Here is a 17,411-nt window from a genome sequence, read left to right as displayed (position 1 = left end):
TTTCGGCGGTGCCCCCGCCCGGACTCGAACCGGGAACCTGCGGATTAGAAGGCCGATGCTCTATCCATTGAGCTACGGAGGCCGGTGCCCACAGCCTACGGCACGGGGTGAAGAACTCCCCACTCCGCGGGAGGCAATCGCGGGGTGCGCCCTCCGCGCGCCGGTATCGTGACAGGCGACTCCGGCACTCCCACGCCACCGTCCCGTTCGAAAGGAGCGACGTGCCTCCTTTAGCACTCGCCGTTCGTCTCGCCAACGCCCCCGCCTATGAGCACCCGCGGGTCTTCACCGCACCGTTCACCGTCGGGCGCCGGCCGACCTGCGACGTCGTCATCTCCTCGTCCAACGCCGTCTCGGGTGAGCACCTACGGGTCACCCCGACCGCCGAGGGGTGGGTCGTCGAGTGCGTGTCGCGCACCAACGGCATGATCGTCAACGGACAGGACGTCCGCCAGGCCCTCATCACGGCGCCCACGCGGGTCTACCTCGCCAACGTCTCGGGTCCCGGCATCGACTTCACCCCGGCGCCCGGCCCCGTGCCCACCGGCGCGCCGCAGCAGCCCGGGGCGGCCGCACCCCGGCCCGAGCCGGCGCCCGGCGCCTACCAGACCGGCCCGGCCCCCACCCAGGTGGCGACCTCGGGCCCCTCCCCGGCCGCCTACGGCTCGGCCGCCTCGGCCCAGACCATCGGCCAGCCCCTGGCGCCCGTGCCCGGGCAGGTCCCGGGCGGCCCCGTGCCGCAGACCTCCTCGGCGGCAACCATCCTGTCGGCCCCCTCGGCCGCCCAGGCCGGCCCGTCGGCCCCCTCGGCCGGCGGGCCGGGCTCGGGGGCGCGCCGGACCATCAACCGGGTGCGCATCACCGGCTCGGGGATCATCGGGCGCGCCCCTGACGCCAACCTGCGGCTCGATGACCCGCGGGTCTCGGGGCACCACGCTCGGGTGGATCTGACGCCGCAGGGGATCGTGGTGACTGACCTGCGGTCGACCAATGGCGTGTATGTGGGTCAGCAGCGGGTGCAGAGTCATCTGGTCACCGAGCCGACGACTTTCGGTATGGGGTCGACCTTCGTGGTCATCAGCCCGGATGGCACCTGTGAGATCCAGGTCGCTACCGGCGGTGGTGAGCTGATCGGGCGGGACCTGACCTTCTCGGTCATGGACGGCAAGCTCAAGCTGCTCGACGGGATCTCCTTCTCCCTGCCGGGCAACGAGCTCCTCGCGGTGGTGGGTCCCTCGGGGGCGGGCAAGTCGACGCTGCTCAAGGCCCTGACCGGTGAGCAGAAGGCCCAGGAGGGCCAGGTGCTGTTCGACGGCCTGGACATCTACGAGCACTACCCGGTCATGCGCAACAAGATCGGTGTGGTGCCCCAGAACGACGTCATCCACTCGGCGCTGACGGTGCGCCAGACCCTGGAGTACGCCGCCGAGCTGCGCTTCGCCAAGGACGTGTCCAAGGCCGAGCGCCGCCAGCGCATCGAGGAGGTCCTGGAGGACCTGGACCTGAGCGAGCACGTCAACAAGCGTGTCAAGAAGCTCTCCGGGGGTCAGCGCAAGCGGGTCTCGACGGCCATCGAGCTGCTGACCCGTCCCTCGCTGCTGTTCCTCGACGAGCCGACCTCGGGCCTGGACCCCCAGCTGGACCGCGACGTCATGGAGCTGCTGGCGACCCTGGCCCACGGCACCCGGCCCGGTGACACCGGGCGCACCGTCATGGTGGTGACCCACAACGAGAACCACATCGACCGGGCCGACAAGGTCCTCATCCTGGCCGCCGGGGGCAAGCCGGTGTACTTCGGTGCCCCGCGCCAGGTCATCCCCTACTTCCAACAGCGTCTGGCCGAGTTCGGCGCCCAGGGCCGCCTGGTCACCCACGCCCCCAAGGGCGGCTTCCCCGACCCGGTGGCCATCGAGGGCTTCGCCGACGTCTACGCCCTGATCCGCAACCACACCCCCGACCTGCGCTCCTACCTCGAGGCGACCGTGCCCTCGACCCGCCGCGGTGACGGGCGCAGGGTCCAGACCAACGCGGTGGTCCACGACAAGCAGGCCCCCCAGCAGTCGGCCGCCCGCCAGGTCTCGACCCTCGTGCGCCGCCACATGAGCATCGTCGCCGCCGACCCCTCCTACCTGGCCTTCATGCTCCTGCTACCCATCATCATGGGCCTGCTGACCAAGTCGATCTCGGGAGATGACGGCTTCTCGGTGCCCGAGCTCATGGTGCCCAACCCGGAGCAACCCTGTGTCACCTACAAGACCCAGGCCCTCGAGCTGCTGGTCATCCTCGTGACCGGGGCGGCGTTCTCCGGGATGGCGGCCACGATCCGCGAGCTGGTGGGGGAGCGGGACGTGTTCCTCCGGGAGACCGCGGTGGGGCTGAGACCGGGTGCCTACATGGTGGCCAAGGCGATCATGCTGGCACTGATCGTCACCGTGCAGACCGCGTTGATGGTCGGGATCGCCCTGGCGCTCAACAAGGCGCCCACCGACGCGGTCGTCCTGGGCTCCCCGGGCCTGGAGCTGGCGGTGTGCTGCTGGGCGATCGCCTTCGTCTCGGGCCTGCTGGGGCTGGCCGTGTCCGCCTTCGTGTCGAGCTCGGAGCAGGTCATGCCCGTCCTGGTGGTCACGATCATGGCCCAGCTCGTCCTGGCCGGAGGGGTCATCCCCATCTCGGGGCGCGCGGTCTTCGAGCAGCTGGCCTGGTTCATGCCCTCGCGCTGGGGCTACGCGATGGCCGCCTCAACCGTCGACATGAACGAGATCCTGCCCTACCGCGTCGACGAGCTGTGGGCGCACTCGGCCGGCCAGTGGCTGTTCAACCTCCTCATCCTGACCGTCCTGGGCCTGGCCTGCCTGGTCGTGTGCTACACCGGCCTGGCCCGCCGAGGACGCCGCTGAGCCTCGACCCGCCCGTCCGACGCGCCGTCGGACGGGCGGGCACGACCGGCAGGCACGGCCTGTCCCAGAGGCGGGGCAGGCACAGGTTGCGGTTCCCCGGGGGAAGATCTCCGTCAATGCCTGAAACGCTCGCCTCAGACCCCTAAGGTGGGAGCCATGTCCCTTCCTACGCCCTCGCACGCCGCCGGAGAAGAGGTCCCCGTCTCCGCGCTGAGCCGTGCCCAGCTCCTGGCTGTCCTGACTGACACCGTGGACGACCTCGACCGGCTCGACCTGAGCCTGGTGGCCCCGGGGGTCGACGACGCCCGGCGCCTGCGCTCCAGCCTCATCGGCCAGCTGCGCGACCACGTCCTGCCCCGCCTGGCCGATGCCGACGTGCCCGCCGTCGTCGTGGTCGGCGGGTCGACCGGAGCGGGCAAGTCCACGCTCGTCAACTCCGTCCTGAGTGCCGAGGTCTCCGACGCCGGGGTCCTGCGGCCCACGACCCGCACCCCCGTCCTCGTGCTCAACCCCGAGGACTCCGAGTCGCTGTCCGGCCATCCGGTGGCCGAGGCCTGCCAGGTCGTGCCCTCGACCGCCGTGCCGGCCGGCCTGGCCGTCATCGACGCCTCGGACCTCGACTCGGTGCACGAGGCCAACCGCGCCCTGGCGATCCGCCTGCTCGAGGCCGCCGACCTGTGGCTCTTCGTGACCACCGCCGCCCGCTACGGCGACCACACGCCGTGGACGACGCTGGAGACCGCCGCGAGCCGGGAGACCCCGATCGGCGTCGTGCTCAACCGGGTGCCCGCACAGATCCTGCCCGAAGTCCGCCGCGACCTGCTCGGGCGCCTCGAGGCGCTGGGGCTGGCCGAGTCGCCCTTCTTCGTCGTGCCCGACGCCGGCCCCCACGAGGGCCTGCTGCCGGCACGCTCGGTGGCCGAGCTGCGCGACTGGCTCAACCTCCTGGCGGGACGCCACCGGGCGGCGGGCCTCGTGCGGCGCACCGGTCGGAGCGTGTGGACCGCCCTGCGCTCCGACCTCGAGCGCCTCGCCAACGACGTCGACGCCCAGCACGACGCCGCCGGCCGCCTCGAGACCGCCTCCCAGGAGCTGGTGGTCGGGCCGAGCGCGCATGTGGCGGCCGAGGTCGAGCGGGGCACGCGCGCCCAGGGTGCGCCGACCACCCGGTGGCTGACCCTGGCCGGTGCCGGCAGCCCCCTGGCCTCCCTCGCCCAGGGCGGGGCCCTCAAGTCCGGCTGGTTCGGACGCGCGACCAAGGCCCGTGCCGAGGCGCTGGCGGCACTGGCGGCCGACACCTGCGAGTCCCTGGCCGCCGACCTCCAGGCCGACCTGGAGCGCCTGGGCGATGAGGCCGCCCGCACCTGGCAGGAGGCCGGCGCCGGGAGTCGGACGGCACAGCTCCTGCCCGCCCCCGGTGACGCCACGGCCATCGTCGCGCGCTGGGCCCAGGCCCAGCGCGGCGCCATCACCTCCGCGCCCAAGGGGCTGACCCCCCAGTCCGCCGGAGACCTGCTCATCGCCGCCGCGGCCGGCATTGAGGGCGCGCGGGCGGCCGCCGAGCGCCTCGGGCTGGGCCCGGCGGCCCACCAGGCCCGCCTCGCCCTGTCCCAGGAGATGACGGGCGCCCTGGCGCAGATGGTCCCCGCCGGCGCCGCCGCCCGCCTCGCCCCCGACCCCGCCCTCGCTGCCGCCCTGCGCCTGCGTGCCGGCGAGCTCGCCCCCTTCACTCGTTACGGAGCCACCATATGAGCCCCATCATCCGGACCAAGGACACCGGGCCCGTCCTCGACGCGGCCCACCTCGACGCGCGCCTGGAGCGGATGCGCCAGGCCCTGCGGGCCTGCCCCGCCGAGGTGCCGGCGGGCCTGTCCATCCCCGCCCACGAGCAGCTCGACGAAGTCGCCGAGCGGCTCGCCCTGGGTGTCGACCACACCGTCGTGGCTCTGTTCGGGGGGACCGGCTCGGGCAAGTCCTCCCTGTTCAACGCCCTCACCCAGCTGCAGTTCGCCGACGTCGGTGCCCGGCGACCCACGACCTCGCGTGCCGCGGCCTGCTCCTGGGGCGATGACGCCCGCGCGCTGCTCGACTTCCTGGGCGTCAGCGAGGACCGCCGCATCCGCCGGGAGTCGCTCCTGGACGCCTCGGAGCAGGACGACCTGGCCGGGCTCGTCCTGCTCGACGTCCCCGACTACGACTCGGTGACCACCGAGCACGCCCTCCAGGTCGACCGGCTCGTCCCCCTGGCCGACGTCCTCGTCTGGGTCGTCGATCCGCAGAAGTACGCCGATGCCGCACTGCACGAGGGGTACCTGCGCGGCCTGGGCGCCAGGCAGGAAGACATGCTCATCCTCGTCAACCAGGTCGACACCCTGCCCTCGGGCGGCGCCGACCAGCTGCTGGCCGACGTGCGCGCCCTGCTCGACGCCGACGGCCTCCAGGACGTGCGGGTCCTGCCGGTCTCGGCGGTGCGCGGGGACAACCTGCGCGCCGTGCGCGACATCCTGTGCGAGCGCGTGGCCCGGGAGTCCAACGCGGCGCGGACCGCCAGCGCCCGCATGGACGCCATCGCCCGCGGGCTGCGCTCGACGGCCGCCTCCCGGACAGTGTCGACCAACCCCGACGTCGCGGCCGCCGCGACCACGAGCCTCGTGCGCGCCTCGGGCGCCCAGGCCGTGGAGGACTCGGTGCGCGACGGGCTCTCCCGAGCCCTGCCCCGGGCCCTGGCCCGCCCTGAGCCCCCCTCGCGGTCCTCGGTGGCCGCCGTGCGCTCCACCTGGCTGCGTCGGACGACCGACGGGCTGCCCGATGTCTGGCTGCGCAGCGTCGAGCAGGCGGTGGCCGTGCCCGAGTCCCTGGCCGCCCAGACCGCCGAGGCCGTCGGCTCGGTCCCCCTGCCGTCCAACCGTGCCCCGGTCATCGAGATGGCCTGGTGGGGAGGACTGCTGGCGGTCCTGGCCTCCCTCGTGTGGGCGGGACTGGCCCTGACCGGTCGGGGCGGCCTCGTCGGGGCGCTCGTGCTGCTCGGCGTCGGGCTCGTCGTCATCGTGTGGGCCGCCTCGGCCCGCCGCGCCCGGGCCAAGCGGGAGGCGCAGCACTACTCCGACCAGATCCGGGTGCGCCTCAACTCGATCGTCACCAGGGGCCTGACCGAGCCCGCCGACGAGGTCCTTGCCAGGCACGCGATGCTGCGCGCCGCCCTGACGCAGCACTGACGCAGCCCCGGCTCCTCCGGGCAGGCCGCCCGGCCGTGTGTTGTCCACAGGCGGCGTTCGTGCAGGGGTCGTCCACAAGGCTCGGGCGCCCTTGTGGCGCCCGGTGCTCGGGGCGCGGCACGGTGGTCGGGCGGACCGGCGCACCGCCGGTGAGGACTCAGCAAGGAGCGCATCATGAGCCGTCAGCTCGATCTCGTCGTCCAAGGGGTGCTCGGCACCCACCCCTCTGTCGTCCGCACCGCCGCGGGCAAGCCCTTCTGCCACTTCCGCCTCGCCACGACGCCCTCTTTCCGCACCCGCGAGGGATGGCGCGAGGGGGAGACGATGTGGTTCACGGCCAAGGCCTGGGGCGCACTGGCCGAGAACCTGGGGCACAGCCTGCACAAGGGGGACCCGGTGGTCCTCGTCGGACGTCTGAGCCAGGAGGCGTGGTTCAACGAGGCCGGTGAGCACCTCGACAACGTCCTGACGGTCTCCTGCGGCGGGCACGACCTGACCTGGGGGGAGTCCCGCTTCATGCGGGTGAGCCGTGCCGAGGAGGAGGCCGACGCCGCCCCCGCCGCCGGATCCGACGGCACCGAGGCCGGCCCGCAGGCGGCCCATGCCTCCTCCGCTGAGCGCGTCGAGGACCGCCCCGAGCCACTGCCCGAGACGCACTGGCAGGTCGCGACGCCCGGCGGCGCGGGCGGCGACCAGGACGCCGCGGTCGGGCGGCCTCCGGCACAGGGCGGCCCGGCGTCCGGGGCCGGTCTCGACTACGTCCTGGTCGAGGGGTGACCGGACAGCCCTCCGGGATGAGTGAGTCCACGGGGTGGGGGACACGGGCCGAGCTCGTGGCGTCGGGTCAGGACCCGTGCCACCCAGCCCACCTACTCATCGAGGGCGCCGGCGATGCGCCCGTCCCCGGGGCCGGAAGAGTCCCATCGGTTCACTCAGGGCTGAGCGTCGATGAGCCAGTCGAGGTCGGCCGGGTGGGCCACGCCCAGGACCTCGATGAGCACGCGGGTGACGGCATCGGCTGCCTCGGCCCCGCCCGGCAGCCGCCTGCGCATGAGGTCGGCCTCCCCACGGCGCCACCCCAGCGCCTCGAGGAGGCCGGTCTGCGGCCCGCCGAGCAGGACCCGGCCGCGGGCGTCGAGGACCGGGACGAGGACCTCGACGTCCTCGGCGTGCCGGGCCAGGACGACCCCGGGCACCTCCGGGGAGGGCTCCCGGCGCCGTCGCAGGCGACGCAGACCGGGAAGGGGGCGGCTAGGCGCCGCCTGCTCGGCGGCGACCACCGGCGCCGGTGCGGTGAGCAGGACCGTCAGGCCCGCGCCCCGACCGCCGGGACGGGCCGGGCCGTCGAGGAAGGCCGCCAGGCTGGGGGTGAACCGCGCCCACGAGCCCAGGTCGACCTCGGCCGACAGGTCGCCCGCCGGCCCCAGCGGCCCGGTGGGCCCCGCCGGGGCAGTGGGCCGGGCGGAGGGCTGGCTGGAGGAGGTCTCGTGCACGGGTCACACGGTAGCGGGCCGCGACACACCTGCGCGGCCCGCGTGTCTGTCCGGCAAAGTGCGCCTCAGTGGCTACGGTGGCCGGCAACGGCGGCGTACCTGCGCCCCGACGGCAGGAAGTTCAGGCTCGATGATCCGATTCGACCACGTGTCCAAGGTCTACAAACGGGGTGCGCGCCCGGCTCTCGATGACGTGACCATCGAGGTCGAGCGCGAAGAGTTCGTCTTCCTGGTCGGGGCGTCGGGCTCGGGCAAGTCCACCTTCCTGCGCCTGACCCTGCGTGAGGAGCGCCCGACCTCGGGCTCGGTCCACGTGCTGGGCCGGGACCTGGCGCAGATCTCCACCTGGAAGGTGCCCAAGCTCCGTCAGGAGATGGGCTTCGTCTTCCAGGACTTCCGGCTGCTGGAGAACAAGACGGTCATGGAGAACGTGGCCATCGCCTCCCAGGTCATCGGCAAGCCCCGCCACTACATCCTGTCGGCGGTGCCCGAGGCACTCGACCTCGTGGGCCTGGCGGGCAAGGAGAAGCGCCTGCCGCACGAGCTGTCCGGAGGCGAGCAGCAGCGCGTGGCCATCGCCCGCGCCATGGTCAACCGCCCCAAGCTCCTCCTGGCCGACGAGCCCACCGGCAACCTCGACCCATCCACCTCGGTGGGCATCATGCGCCTGCTCGACCGCATCAACCGGCAGGGCACCACCGTCGTCATGGCCACCCACGATGACGAGATCGTCGACCAGATGCGCAAGCGGGTCATCGAGCTCAAGGCGGGCGAGGTCGTGCGCGACCAGGCCCGCGGCGTCTACGGCTCGGACCGCTGAAGGAGGCCCGCTCATGCGATTCCGTTTCATCCTGTCCGAGACCTTCAAGGGTCTGAGCCGCAACCTGGCCATGACGGTCTCGGTCGTCCTCGTGGCCTTCGTGTCCCTCCTGTTCGTGGGGGCCTCCGCCCTCCTGCAGACCCAGATCTCCACGATGAAGGGCGACTGGTACGACAAGGTCGAGGTCAGCGTCTACATGTGCCCCCAGGCGACGGCGGAGGCCAGCTGCGCCAACGGCGAGGCCACGGAGGCCCAGATCGACGCCGTCGAGGAGTTCATCAACTCCGGAACGGTGGCACAGTACGTCAAGAGCTACACACGGGTGTCCAAGGCCGAGGCCTACGAGCAGTTCGTCGAGGCCCAGGGCGACCGTCCGATCAGCCGCAACGCCACTGAAGAAATGATGCCGGTGTCCTTCCGCATCAAGCTCGTCGACCCCGAGGAGTACGAGGTCGTCGCCGAGCAGTTCACCGGGCGGGAGGGCGTCGAGCGCGTCATCGACCAGCGCGACACCCTCGAGCCGCTCTTCCTGGTCATGAACCGTGCCTCGTGGATCACCGGTGGACTGGCTGCGATCATGGCCGTGACGGCGGCACTGCTCATCTCCACCACGATCCGCCTGTCGGCGATGAGCCGCTCCAAGGAGACCGGGATCATGCGCCTGGTGGGTGCCTCCAACCTATTCATCCAGCTCCCCTTCATCCTCGAGGGCGCCCTGGCCGCGCTCCTGGGGGCGGTGGCTGCCGTCGGAACGCTGTGGGTCGGGGTCCACTATCTCGTCGACGGCTGGCTCGCCAACTCGATGACCTTCACCACCGCTTTCATCAACACCGGTGACGTCCTGCGCCTGGCCCCCTGGCTCCTGCTGGCCGCGATCGTCCTGGCGGCCGCCTCCTCGGCCTTCTCCTTGTCGAAGTACACCAAGGTCTGATTGGTCTGATTCCCATGCGCACCGGCACCTCCCGTCCTCATCCCGTCTCTCGGGCGCCTCGCCGCGCACCGCGTCGGCACCGCCTGCTCACCGTGGTGGCCGCCCTCACCCTGGGCGTGGCCGCCGTGGGCGTGCCCGCCCAGGCCGATGAGCGGCAGGACGCGGTCGAGCGGCAGGAGGAGGCCGAGCGCAAGCAGGCGGAGATCACCGCCTCTCTCGAGGGGGTCTCGGCCTCCCTGGGGCAGGCCTACCTGGACCTCCAGGCCGCCGAGACCGCCCTGAGCACCGCCCAGGCCGAGCTCGACGCCGCCGAGACGACCCTGGCGGCCAAGGAGCGCGAGCAGCAGCTCGCCGCGGACCGCCTGGCCGTCGCCGAGGCCGACCTGGCAGAGATCGAGGAGGAGGCCCAGGCCTCGCAGGCCACCGCCGAGGAGAACTCCGCCTCGGTGGCCGAGCTCGTCGTGTCGGCCTACCAGGGCGACTCCACGGTGACCACCTGGACCTACGTGCTCGACTCCGAGTCGGTCGAGGAGCTCAGCCAGCGCGCCTCGACCATGGAGATCGCCGCCGGAGTACAGGAATCGGTGCTGGCGGCGGCCGAGGCCGACCGCGCCCAGGACGCCAACCGCCAGGCCCGGCAGGACGCGACGACCACGCGCGTGGCCACGCTCAAGGCCGAGGCCGATGAGGCCGAGGCCGCTGCGCAGACCGCCCGGGACGACGCGGCGACCTATCGGGATGAGGTCGCGGCGCTGACCACCGAGCGCCAGACGGCCGCGGCGCAGCTCGAGACGGAGAAGGCCGGGCTCGAGGCCCAGCAGGCCCAGGCGGCCGCCGACGCCGCCGCAGCAGCCGATACGATCGCCCGCATCGACGCCGAGAACCAGGCCTCGGCCGGATACACCGGTGCCAGCTCGGATGAGGCGGCGGCCTCCTCACTGGGTGGAGGCGACATCGGCCACCCGATCACCGGCTCCCTCGTCGTGGCCTCCCCCTTCGGCTACCGCATCCACCCGATCACCGGCCTGCCACGCCTCCACGCGGGGGTCGACCTCGTCGCCGGCCAGGGGGTCCCGCAGTACGCGGCGGTCTCGGGCACCGTGACTTACAACATCAACTCCTCGTGCGGCAACGGGATCTTCATCAACGGCGGGGTCATCAACGGCCAGTCGGTGGTCGTCGCCTACTGCCACCTGTCGCAGATCACGGTGGGCAACGGGTCCTCTGTCTCCAAGGGCCAACAGATCGGCCTGACCGGCGCCACGGGCGGAGCCACGGGCCCACACGTGCACTTCGAGGTCATTCTCAACGGCAGCGAGGTCGATCCGATGACCCTGCCCGGCTTCTGATGCGACGGGCCGGCACGTCGGCCCTCCTCGATGATTGACTCCGGAGCGGGCGATCCCCTCCGGGCGAGGGTGGGCGCCGTCGTCAGGCCGCCCGCCACGGCCCGCCTCAGGACGGTCCTGCCCCACGCCGTGTCATATCTCCCGATCTCGGGGTGTCATATGTCCCGATCTCGCGGTTCGACGAGCACCGCCACGGCGCGGCCCGGCTCGCATCTCCCAGCCCACCCCTTGGAATCAATCATCCAGGCTCGCGTAGGCTATGGCCCCGCGCCCGGTCGTGGGCGCGCCCGCACCCGCCCAGAGGGCGCGCGGGCCGATGAGCAGACAGGAGAGGAGGCGCCGGTGTCCACCAGGCAGGACCGGCCCAAGAGGCCCACGCCGGGGCAGCGTGCCAAGGCGGCCGCCGATGCCCACACGACGGTGGCCCGCAACCGCCGGGCGAGCCACGACTACGTCCTAGAGGACCGCTACGAGGCCGGGCTGGTCTTGACCGGCACGGAGGTCAAGGCACTGCGCATGGGCCGGGCCTCCCTGACCGAGGCCTGGGTCGAGTTCGACCGCAACGGCGAGGCCTGGCTGCAGGGAGCGCACATCCCCGAGTACCTCCAGGGCACCTGGAACAACCACTCCCCGCGCCGCAAGCGCAAGCTGCTCCTCCACCGCTCCGAGCTGACCCGGCTCGCCCAGCGTGTCCAGGCCAAGGGTTACACCGTCGTGCCCCTCGAGCTGTACTTCCTCGGCGGGCGGGCCAAGCTCGAGATCGCCCTGGCCCGCGGCAAGCAGGACTGGGACAAGCGTCAGGCCCTGCGCGAGGCCCAGGACAACCGGGAGGCCGCCCGGGCGATGGCGGCCGCCAACCGGCGCCAGGGCTGAGCACGGTTCCTCCCCGGACCGGGGGCGCCCAGCGGCGGGTGTCCCCGGGACCCGGCGCGGTGTCCGGGCAGGCGCGGCATGTCGATACGGTCGCCGCCACGTCCCGCCCGGGGCGTGCTCAGTGTCGAGGAGGAGTGATACCGACCATGAGGGAGCATGACCCACTGATCGTCGGTGTGCTGCCGCGGTGTTTGTACGGGGTGGCGCTGCTGGCGCTGGCCTACAGTCTCCTGGGGGCGGTGCCCGGGGTCGAGGCGGTGCTCGACTTCCTCTTGGTGTGGATCATCCCGCTGCCCTTCGTCGACTGGTTGTCCGCCGTCGTCGCACTCATCCTGGCCGCCGGCCTGGAGCGCCGCAGGCGAGCCGCCTGGGTGGCCATGACCGGCCTGGTGGCCCTCGCGCTGGTTCTCTTCGGCCTGGTTCTGCTCGCGGTGCTTGTCAACCCCGACCTGCCCGGGGTGGGCGCCGAGAGGTACGCGCTCGTGCTCAACATCGCGGTGCTCCTCGGCCTGCTCATGGCCATGGCCGTCTACCGCCGCGCCTACCCGGTGCGCTCCCGGCCGGGCCACATCCGCCGGGCCCTGGGCATCTTCCTGCTCGTGTCGGGCGCCGTGACCGCCCTCGTCGTGGCCCTCACCTTCGTCCTGTCGTGCGTGGGGGCGCGCCCGCTCATCGACGTGCTCGTCGGCGCCTCCAATCACGCCTGGCTGCGCAGCCTGCTGGGGCTGGGGTGGGCCGCCGGTGTGCTCGCCTTCTTCTGTAGCGTCATGCGCTCCCAGCAGGAGGCCGGGCGCATGACCCTGGAGGAGGAGCGCCGCGTGCGCGGCCTGCTCGCCCAGTTCCCCACCGACTCCCTGGGGTACTTCGGGACCCGGCGCGACAAGTCGGCCCTGCTCACCGAGCACGGCGGCGTCACCTACCGGGTCGAGCAGGGCGTGGCCCTGGCCTCGGGCGACCCACTGGGCGACCCCTCGACCTGGCCCACGGCCGAGCGCGGCTTCTCCATGGCACTGGGGCGCCTGGCCGACCCCTCCGACGGCCACTGCGTCATGGTCGAGGCGCTCTTCCCCGACGGCGACGGGCGCGGGCGGGTCGCCGCCCTGCTGTCCTTCGCACCGTGGGGCGGCGACGGGCTCAGCCTCGACGTCATGCGGCGCCACCCCCGGGCCGACAACGGGGTGACCGAGCTGATGGTCGCCACGGTCGTCGCTGAGGGCGCGGACCTGGGGATCACGAGGATCTCCCTCAACTTCGCCGTCTTCCGCTCTGCCTTCGCCGAGGGCGCCCGGCTCGGGACGGGGCCGCTGCGCCGCCTGTGGCGGCGCGTCCTCCTGCTCGCCTCGCGCTGGTGGCAGCTGGAGTCCCTCTACCGCTCCAACGCCAAGTACGACCCGCAGTGGCACCCACGGCTCATCTGCTACCACGACGGCGGCGACCTCCCACAGGTCGCCCTGGCCATGGGTCTGGCCGAGGGCTTCGTCACCCTGCCCCGCTGGATGGCGGGCGACTCCGGCCCCCAGCCCCGGCGCGGCGAGCAGGATGCCGCCGAGCTCCTGGCCGTCGGGGTCGGCACCGCCCTCGACGTCGTGTTCAACCTCCCGTGCGCCGAGAGCCGCGACCCCCTGTGCGCAGCCACCCCCAGCCTGACCAGGCACCCGCACGAGGCCTGCTCGGTGCCCGTGTCGGTCTCGCTCGTGGCGACGATCGGCCTGTCGGCCGTGGGCCTGGCCTCCCGCGGCGGGTGGAGGGGCCCGGCGCGCCTGACGGCGGGGCTGGCCGTCGTCGTGGCGGTGCTCATGGCCGCCACCGTCGTCCTGCCCTCCTGGGCCCCCGGCACGCAGGGCCCCGTCCAAGCCATCCAGGTGGTTCTGTGCTCGGGCTGGATCGCACTGCTGGCCTGGCGCATTCCCGGGAGGTCGCATGCCTGAGCGCCGCTACCCCGACGGGCACACCGTCCACACCCGCGACGGCGCGGGGCCCGGCATCGTCCTGCTCAACGGCTGCGCCCTGGCCGCCGTGGGATGGGACGAGGTGATCGCCGCCCTGCCGGGCCGCCGGATCATCGCCGTCGACCGGCCGGGGCGGCGGGGGACCAGCTGCACCGCCCTTCCCACGCTCGCCGGTGAGACGCGCTTCCTGGCCGACCTCCTGCGGGACACGGAGCCGGGGCCGGTCATCGTCGTGGCCCACTCGATGGCGGCCTTCCAAGCCGAGGCCCTGGCACGCACCCGCCCCGGGCTCGTGGCCGGTGTCGTCCTGGTCGACCCCGCCATCACGGCTGGCGCCCGCGTGGGGGGACGCATCGGGGCCGAGCTGGCCTGGCGGGCCGCCGACCTGCTCCTGGGACACGGGCCGGTGCGGCGTCCCGTGGCCAGGATCTGGCGCCGCGGCTTGAAGTCGCAGACGGTGCGGCCCGAGCTGATCGACACCTCCCGGTGGCGTGAGACGTGGGCGAGCCGGCGGTCCCTGGCGGCCGGCACCGCCGAGTGGATGGCCTTCCCGGCCCAGGCCGCCGAGCTCGAGCGCCTCCGGGAGGCGCAGAAGACCCCCGCGCCCGTCGGCGCCGTCATCGTCGAGGCGCCGCCTCCGGTGCCCCTCGTCGAGGCGGCGGTCCTCCACTCCTCCTTCGCCGCCACCCGCCTGCGGCGCCTGCCCGGCTGCCGGCACCTGACGATGGTCGATGCCCCGCTCCAGGTCGCCGAGGAGATCTGTCTGGTCGCCGAGGGCCACGCGGCCCGGGCGCCCGGCGCGGTGTGAGCCGAGCGACGGGATGATTCTCGGGCGATGCCCTGTTACAGTGGTGCACCGCTCGGTGACGAGCACGTTGCGGTGGCCCCGCGGGCCCACCGGTGACAACTGCACAGGGGATGATCGGTTTCGACGACGGTCGTGGGTTCAGGGGAAGCGGGTCGAGGATGCACAGTCATCTCGTCAACGCTCTGTGCGAACCAATAGGTGCCGATAACTCTCGCACCGACTTCGCCCTCGCCGCCTGAGCGAGCCTCGAAGTCCGTCAGCCCGGGGAGCGCTTCCGCCCCGGTTCCTGGCGTCATCTAGGAAGCCACTGCTGAGGCCCCTCGCCACCGGGGGCCTCGGAACACCCAGGTGGCTGAGTCCGTCGGCGTCCTTGTCCGCGTGAGACGCCGGGGCTGAGAACATCGCTAGCGGACTGCACCCGGAGAAGTCCTGTTGCACCACCGTCGGACCGGGGTTCGATTCCCCGCATCTCCACGCATGACGATGCCCCCGAGGCCCTTGGGCCCCGGGGGCATCGTCGTTCCTGCCCCCGGGCCGGTGGGAGGCGGCGCATTTCCTAGGTGCCTCACAGGCTTGCAGGGGGGCAGTGCCCAGGATGGGCGGGTTACATAGTTACTGCCGCCGGACGGAGGCGGGCCACGAGGGTTGGGGAACCTGATGACCGGCCCGCAGCCGAGACGGGAGGGGTCGAAGGGAGCCCCGCCTCGTCGCTCTGGCGAAGGAGGCCGCCGCCCCCGGAACTGGGAACACCGGGTTGGGCCGGCGCCTCGATGACGAGGGCCCGTGGCCCGGGAGAGACAACCCGGGCCACGGGCCACCGTCGTTTCCCGGCCCGAGCTCGTCGGCCCGCGGCCGGAGCCTCACCGGAGCCTCACCGGAGCCTCAGTCGAGCTGCTCGAAGGTGCGGGCCCAGGCTGAGCGGATCGGGTTGGCGTCGGCGATCATCTCATCGAAGCGCTCATCGGCGATGTCGATGACCTCGCCGAGGGCCACGCGCGCCTCCCGCGTCGGGGAGGACTCCACGCGGTTCCAGCCCCGGGCGATGAGCTGGGAGGCGTCGGCCAGGCGGCTGACGCACATGACCAGGGGCCGCCCGAACTTGTCCCGGTAGGCTTCGTCCAGGGCGCGCAGCTCGGCCTCCTGGGCGTCGTCGAGCACCCCCAGGGCGAGCGAGGCCGTGTCGAGGCGGGCCCGGGAGTCCCCCTCGGCGTCGAGCAGGAGGTCGACGACGTCGCTGTAGCCATTGATGAGCGCCTCGTGCTCGGCGGGGGAGGCAGTGAGCACGACGTCCTCGAAGGCCTGGCGCAGGGCCGCCACCGAGGCGAAGGGGCGCTGGTCGTAGACCCGCTCGGCCGGCCAGGTGGCACCGACGTACATCCCCGCGAAGACGTCGACGAACTCCTGGGCCGACATCGCGTTGACCTCCTCGAGGCTGGCCACGCGCCCCTCGACGCGCGCCACGTCCGGCCCGTGCTGGCGCCCGAGGTGGAAGAACAGGATGTTGAGCACGATCGCGCTCAGCGCGCCGATGGTCACCCCCGAGCCGAAGAGGATCGCCAGCCAGGAGGGCATGGCGGTGGCTATCTCGGGCTTGAAGGTCACGAGCAGGGCCAGGCCCAAGGAGGTCGAGACGATGACCGCGTTGCGGTTGTCGTGCATGTCGACCTTCCCCAGGGTCTGGATGCCCACGACCGCCACCGAGGCGAACATGGCCAGGGAGGCCCCGCCGATGACCGGCTGGGGGATCGCCGCCACGACGGCCGCCGCCTTGGGCAGCAGCCCCAGGATGATCATGATGACCCCCGCGCAGGTGACGACCCAGCGGGAGGTGACGCGGGTCAGGCGCACCAGGCCGACGTTCTGGGCGAAACACGTGTAGGGGAAGGAGTTGAGGACCCCGCCCAGCACCGTTGACAGCCCATCGGCCCGCAGGGCGTTGGCGATGTGCCTGGGCGTGATGCGCCGCCCCACGATCTCCCCGGTGGCGAAGACGTCCCCGGTGGTCTCGACGGCGGTGACGGCCATGACGACCAGCATCGAGACGATGCCGGTGAGCGTGAACTGGGGCAGGCCGAAGAAGAACGGGGTCGTCAGCCCGATCGCCTCGACCTGGGAGACCCCGGAGAAGTCGGCGTCGCCCAGGACGGTGGCGACGACGGTGGCCGCCACGAGCCCGACGAGCACCGAGATCGTGGCCATGAACCCCTTGAAGACGCGCTGCACCCCGACGATGAGGACGATGGTGAGCAGGGCGTAGGCCAGGCCCTTGACGGTCAGGGCGCCGGCGTCCTGACCCTCGCCCGCACCGGCGCCCCAGGCCAGGATGTCGGAGGCCGACACGCTCATGAGGGTCGTGCCCATGACCGTCAGCAGGGTGCCGGTGACCACCGGCGGGAAGAAGCGCAGGAGCCTGGCGAAGAACGGTGCCAGGAGGAAGGTGGCCGCTCCCGCGACGATGATCGAGCCGTACATGGCCGCCAGCCCGCCGGTGCCGCCCTGGCCGTCGGAGGCCGCCAGGCCGATGGCGATCAGGGGCGAGACCGCCGTGAAGGTCACCCCCTGGATGAGGGGCAGGCGCGCCCCGATCCGCGGACCCAGCCCCGCAGACTGGATGATCGTGGCGATGCCGCAGGTGAACAGGTCTGCATTGATGAGGTGGATGGTCGTGGCCGCGTCCAGGTCCAGACCCGTGGCGATGACCAGCGGGACGACCACGGCTCCGGCATAGAAGGCCAGGACGTGCTGGACACCCAGGACCGTCAGCCGGCCCAGGGGCGGTATGGCATCGACGGAGTCCTGAGCGCCGCGCGGCGCGGAGGAGGGGGCGGCGTCGGGGGAGGAGGGACGGGTGGGATGGCGACGGCCCAGTGCCATGCGCTGTCTCCTTGGGTTCGTGGGTGGGCTCGTGGGTAGGGAGGGCCCCAGTGGCACCACCATTGTGGCGCCCGGCCGTGCCGTCCCTGAAATCCTCGGTCATCCTGGAGGGGCCGGAGCCGTCCCGTCGCATGTGATCCTGGACACCGGCTGCTCGGGGCCTGCCGGTTTGTTAGAGTCGCTCTAGCGATATCCGACAACG

General features: G+C 72.5%; 12 protein-coding genes, 1 tRNA gene and 1 other RNA gene. 11 read left to right on the top strand and 3 right to left on the bottom strand.

Annotated elements, in window-relative coordinates:
• Nucleotides 1-9 precede the first annotated feature (9 nt).
• Nucleotides 10-82 (bottom strand) — tRNA-Arg (locus Q4C85_RS06555).
• A gap of 139 nt (nucleotides 83-221) precedes the next feature.
• Here Q4C85_RS06555 and Q4C85_RS06550 point away from each other — a divergent pair.
• From Q4C85_RS06550 to ssb, 4 genes are all read left to right on the top strand, one after another.
• Complete coding sequence (locus tag Q4C85_RS06550; RefSeq protein WP_303140728.1) at nucleotides 222-2,897, top strand: ATP-binding cassette domain-containing protein; 2,676 nt, start codon at nucleotides 222-224, stop codon at nucleotides 2,895-2,897.
• 156 nt (nucleotides 2,898-3,053) lie between these two features.
• The gene (locus Q4C85_RS06545) at nucleotides 3,054-4,649 is read left to right on the top strand and encodes a GTPase domain-containing protein (protein WP_303140727.1); all 1,596 of its coding nucleotides are present in this window, start codon (nucleotides 3,054-3,056) and stop codon (nucleotides 4,647-4,649) included.
• Entirely contained in the window at nucleotides 4,646-6,112 is a 1,467-nt protein-coding gene (locus Q4C85_RS06540) for a GTPase (protein WP_303140726.1), read from the top strand. Before Q4C85_RS06545 ends, Q4C85_RS06540 begins: the two co-directional genes overlap by 4 nt.
• 174 nt (nucleotides 6,113-6,286) lie before the next feature.
• Complete coding sequence (gene ssb, locus Q4C85_RS06535) at nucleotides 6,287-6,889, top strand: single-stranded DNA-binding protein (RefSeq protein ID WP_303140725.1); 603 nt, start codon at nucleotides 6,287-6,289, stop codon at nucleotides 6,887-6,889.
• 155 nt (nucleotides 6,890-7,044) lie between these two features.
• On the opposite strand, the gene Q4C85_RS06530 is transcribed toward ssb, so the two are convergent.
• A complete protein-coding gene (locus tag Q4C85_RS06530; protein WP_303140723.1) occupies nucleotides 7,045-7,605 on the bottom strand; it encodes a hypothetical protein in 561 nt (186 codons plus the stop codon).
• Between the two features lie 130 nt (nucleotides 7,606-7,735).
• On the opposite strand from Q4C85_RS06530, the gene ftsE reads away from it, so the two are divergent.
• The 7 genes from ftsE (at nucleotide 7,736) to ssrA (ending at nucleotide 14,812) form a co-directional block, all read left to right on the top strand.
• Entirely contained in the window at nucleotides 7,736-8,425 is a 690-nt protein-coding gene (gene ftsE / locus Q4C85_RS06525) for a cell division ATP-binding protein FtsE (RefSeq protein ID WP_303140721.1), read from the top strand.
• Nucleotides 8,426-8,438: 13 nt separating this feature from the next.
• Complete coding sequence (gene ftsX, locus Q4C85_RS06520) at nucleotides 8,439-9,356, top strand: permease-like cell division protein FtsX (RefSeq protein ID WP_303140719.1); 918 nt, start codon at nucleotides 8,439-8,441, stop codon at nucleotides 9,354-9,356.
• A gap of 95 nt (nucleotides 9,357-9,451) precedes the next feature.
• Nucleotides 9,452-10,705 (top strand): M23 family metallopeptidase, encoded by a 1,254-nt coding sequence (locus Q4C85_RS06515; RefSeq protein WP_303140718.1) that lies wholly within the window; start codon nucleotides 9,452-9,454, stop codon nucleotides 10,703-10,705.
• A 342-nt stretch (nucleotides 10,706-11,047) separates the two neighbouring features.
• Nucleotides 11,048-11,578, top strand: coding sequence for an SsrA-binding protein SmpB (smpB, locus tag Q4C85_RS06510; protein WP_303140717.1), 531 nt, complete (start codon nucleotides 11,048-11,050; stop codon nucleotides 11,576-11,578).
• 146 nt (nucleotides 11,579-11,724) lie between these two features.
• A complete protein-coding gene (locus Q4C85_RS06505; RefSeq protein WP_303140715.1) occupies nucleotides 11,725-13,506 on the top strand; it encodes a phosphatidylglycerol lysyltransferase domain-containing protein in 1,782 nt (593 codons plus the stop codon).
• Nucleotides 13,499-14,335, top strand: a complete 837-nt coding sequence (locus Q4C85_RS06500; RefSeq protein ID WP_303140714.1) for an alpha/beta fold hydrolase — start codon at nucleotides 13,499-13,501, stop codon at nucleotides 14,333-14,335. The genes Q4C85_RS06505 and Q4C85_RS06500 overlap by 8 nt, the downstream gene beginning before the upstream one ends.
• 106 nt (nucleotides 14,336-14,441) lie before the next feature.
• Nucleotides 14,442-14,812, top strand: a transfer-messenger RNA (tmRNA) gene (ssrA, locus tag Q4C85_RS06495).
• 405 nt (nucleotides 14,813-15,217) lie between these two features.
• Here ssrA and Q4C85_RS06490 read toward each other — a convergent pair.
• Nucleotides 15,218-17,209, bottom strand: a complete 1,992-nt coding sequence (locus Q4C85_RS06490) for a solute carrier family 23 protein (RefSeq protein WP_303140713.1) — start codon at nucleotides 17,207-17,209, stop codon at nucleotides 15,218-15,220.
• Between the last annotated feature and the right edge of the window lie 202 nt (nucleotides 17,210-17,411).

The organism is Actinomyces sp. (assembly GCF_030524025.1).
Lineage (GTDB): Bacteria > Actinomycetota > Actinomycetes > Actinomycetales > Actinomycetaceae > Actinomyces.
Note: the sequence above shows the minus strand (reverse complement) of the source record. Positions and strands in the feature narration are given on the sequence as shown.

Excerpts from the sequence above, each read along its gene's own strand:
- Q4C85_RS06545 (WP_303140727.1), top strand. The coding sequence starts at position 3,054 with ATGTCCCTTCCTACGCCCTCGCACGCCGCCGGAGAAGAGGTCCCCGTC.
- Q4C85_RS06540 (WP_303140726.1), top strand. The coding sequence starts at position 4,646 with ATGAGCCCCATCATCCGGACCAAGGACACCGGGCCCGTCCTCGACGCG.
- ssb (WP_303140725.1), top strand. The coding sequence starts at position 6,287 with ATGAGCCGTCAGCTCGATCTCGTCGTCCAAGGGGTGCTCGGCACCCAC.
- ftsE (WP_303140721.1), top strand. The coding sequence starts at position 7,736 with ATGATCCGATTCGACCACGTGTCCAAGGTCTACAAACGGGGTGCGCGC.
- ftsX (WP_303140719.1), top strand. The coding sequence starts at position 8,439 with ATGCGATTCCGTTTCATCCTGTCCGAGACCTTCAAGGGTCTGAGCCGC.
- Q4C85_RS06505 (WP_303140715.1), top strand. The coding sequence starts at position 11,725 with ATGAGGGAGCATGACCCACTGATCGTCGGTGTGCTGCCGCGGTGTTTG.
- Q4C85_RS06500 (WP_303140714.1), top strand. The coding sequence starts at position 13,499 with ATGCCTGAGCGCCGCTACCCCGACGGGCACACCGTCCACACCCGCGAC.
- Q4C85_RS06490 (WP_303140713.1), bottom strand. The coding sequence starts at position 17,209 with ATGGCACTGGGCCGTCGCCATCCCACCCGTCCCTCCTCCCCCGACGCC.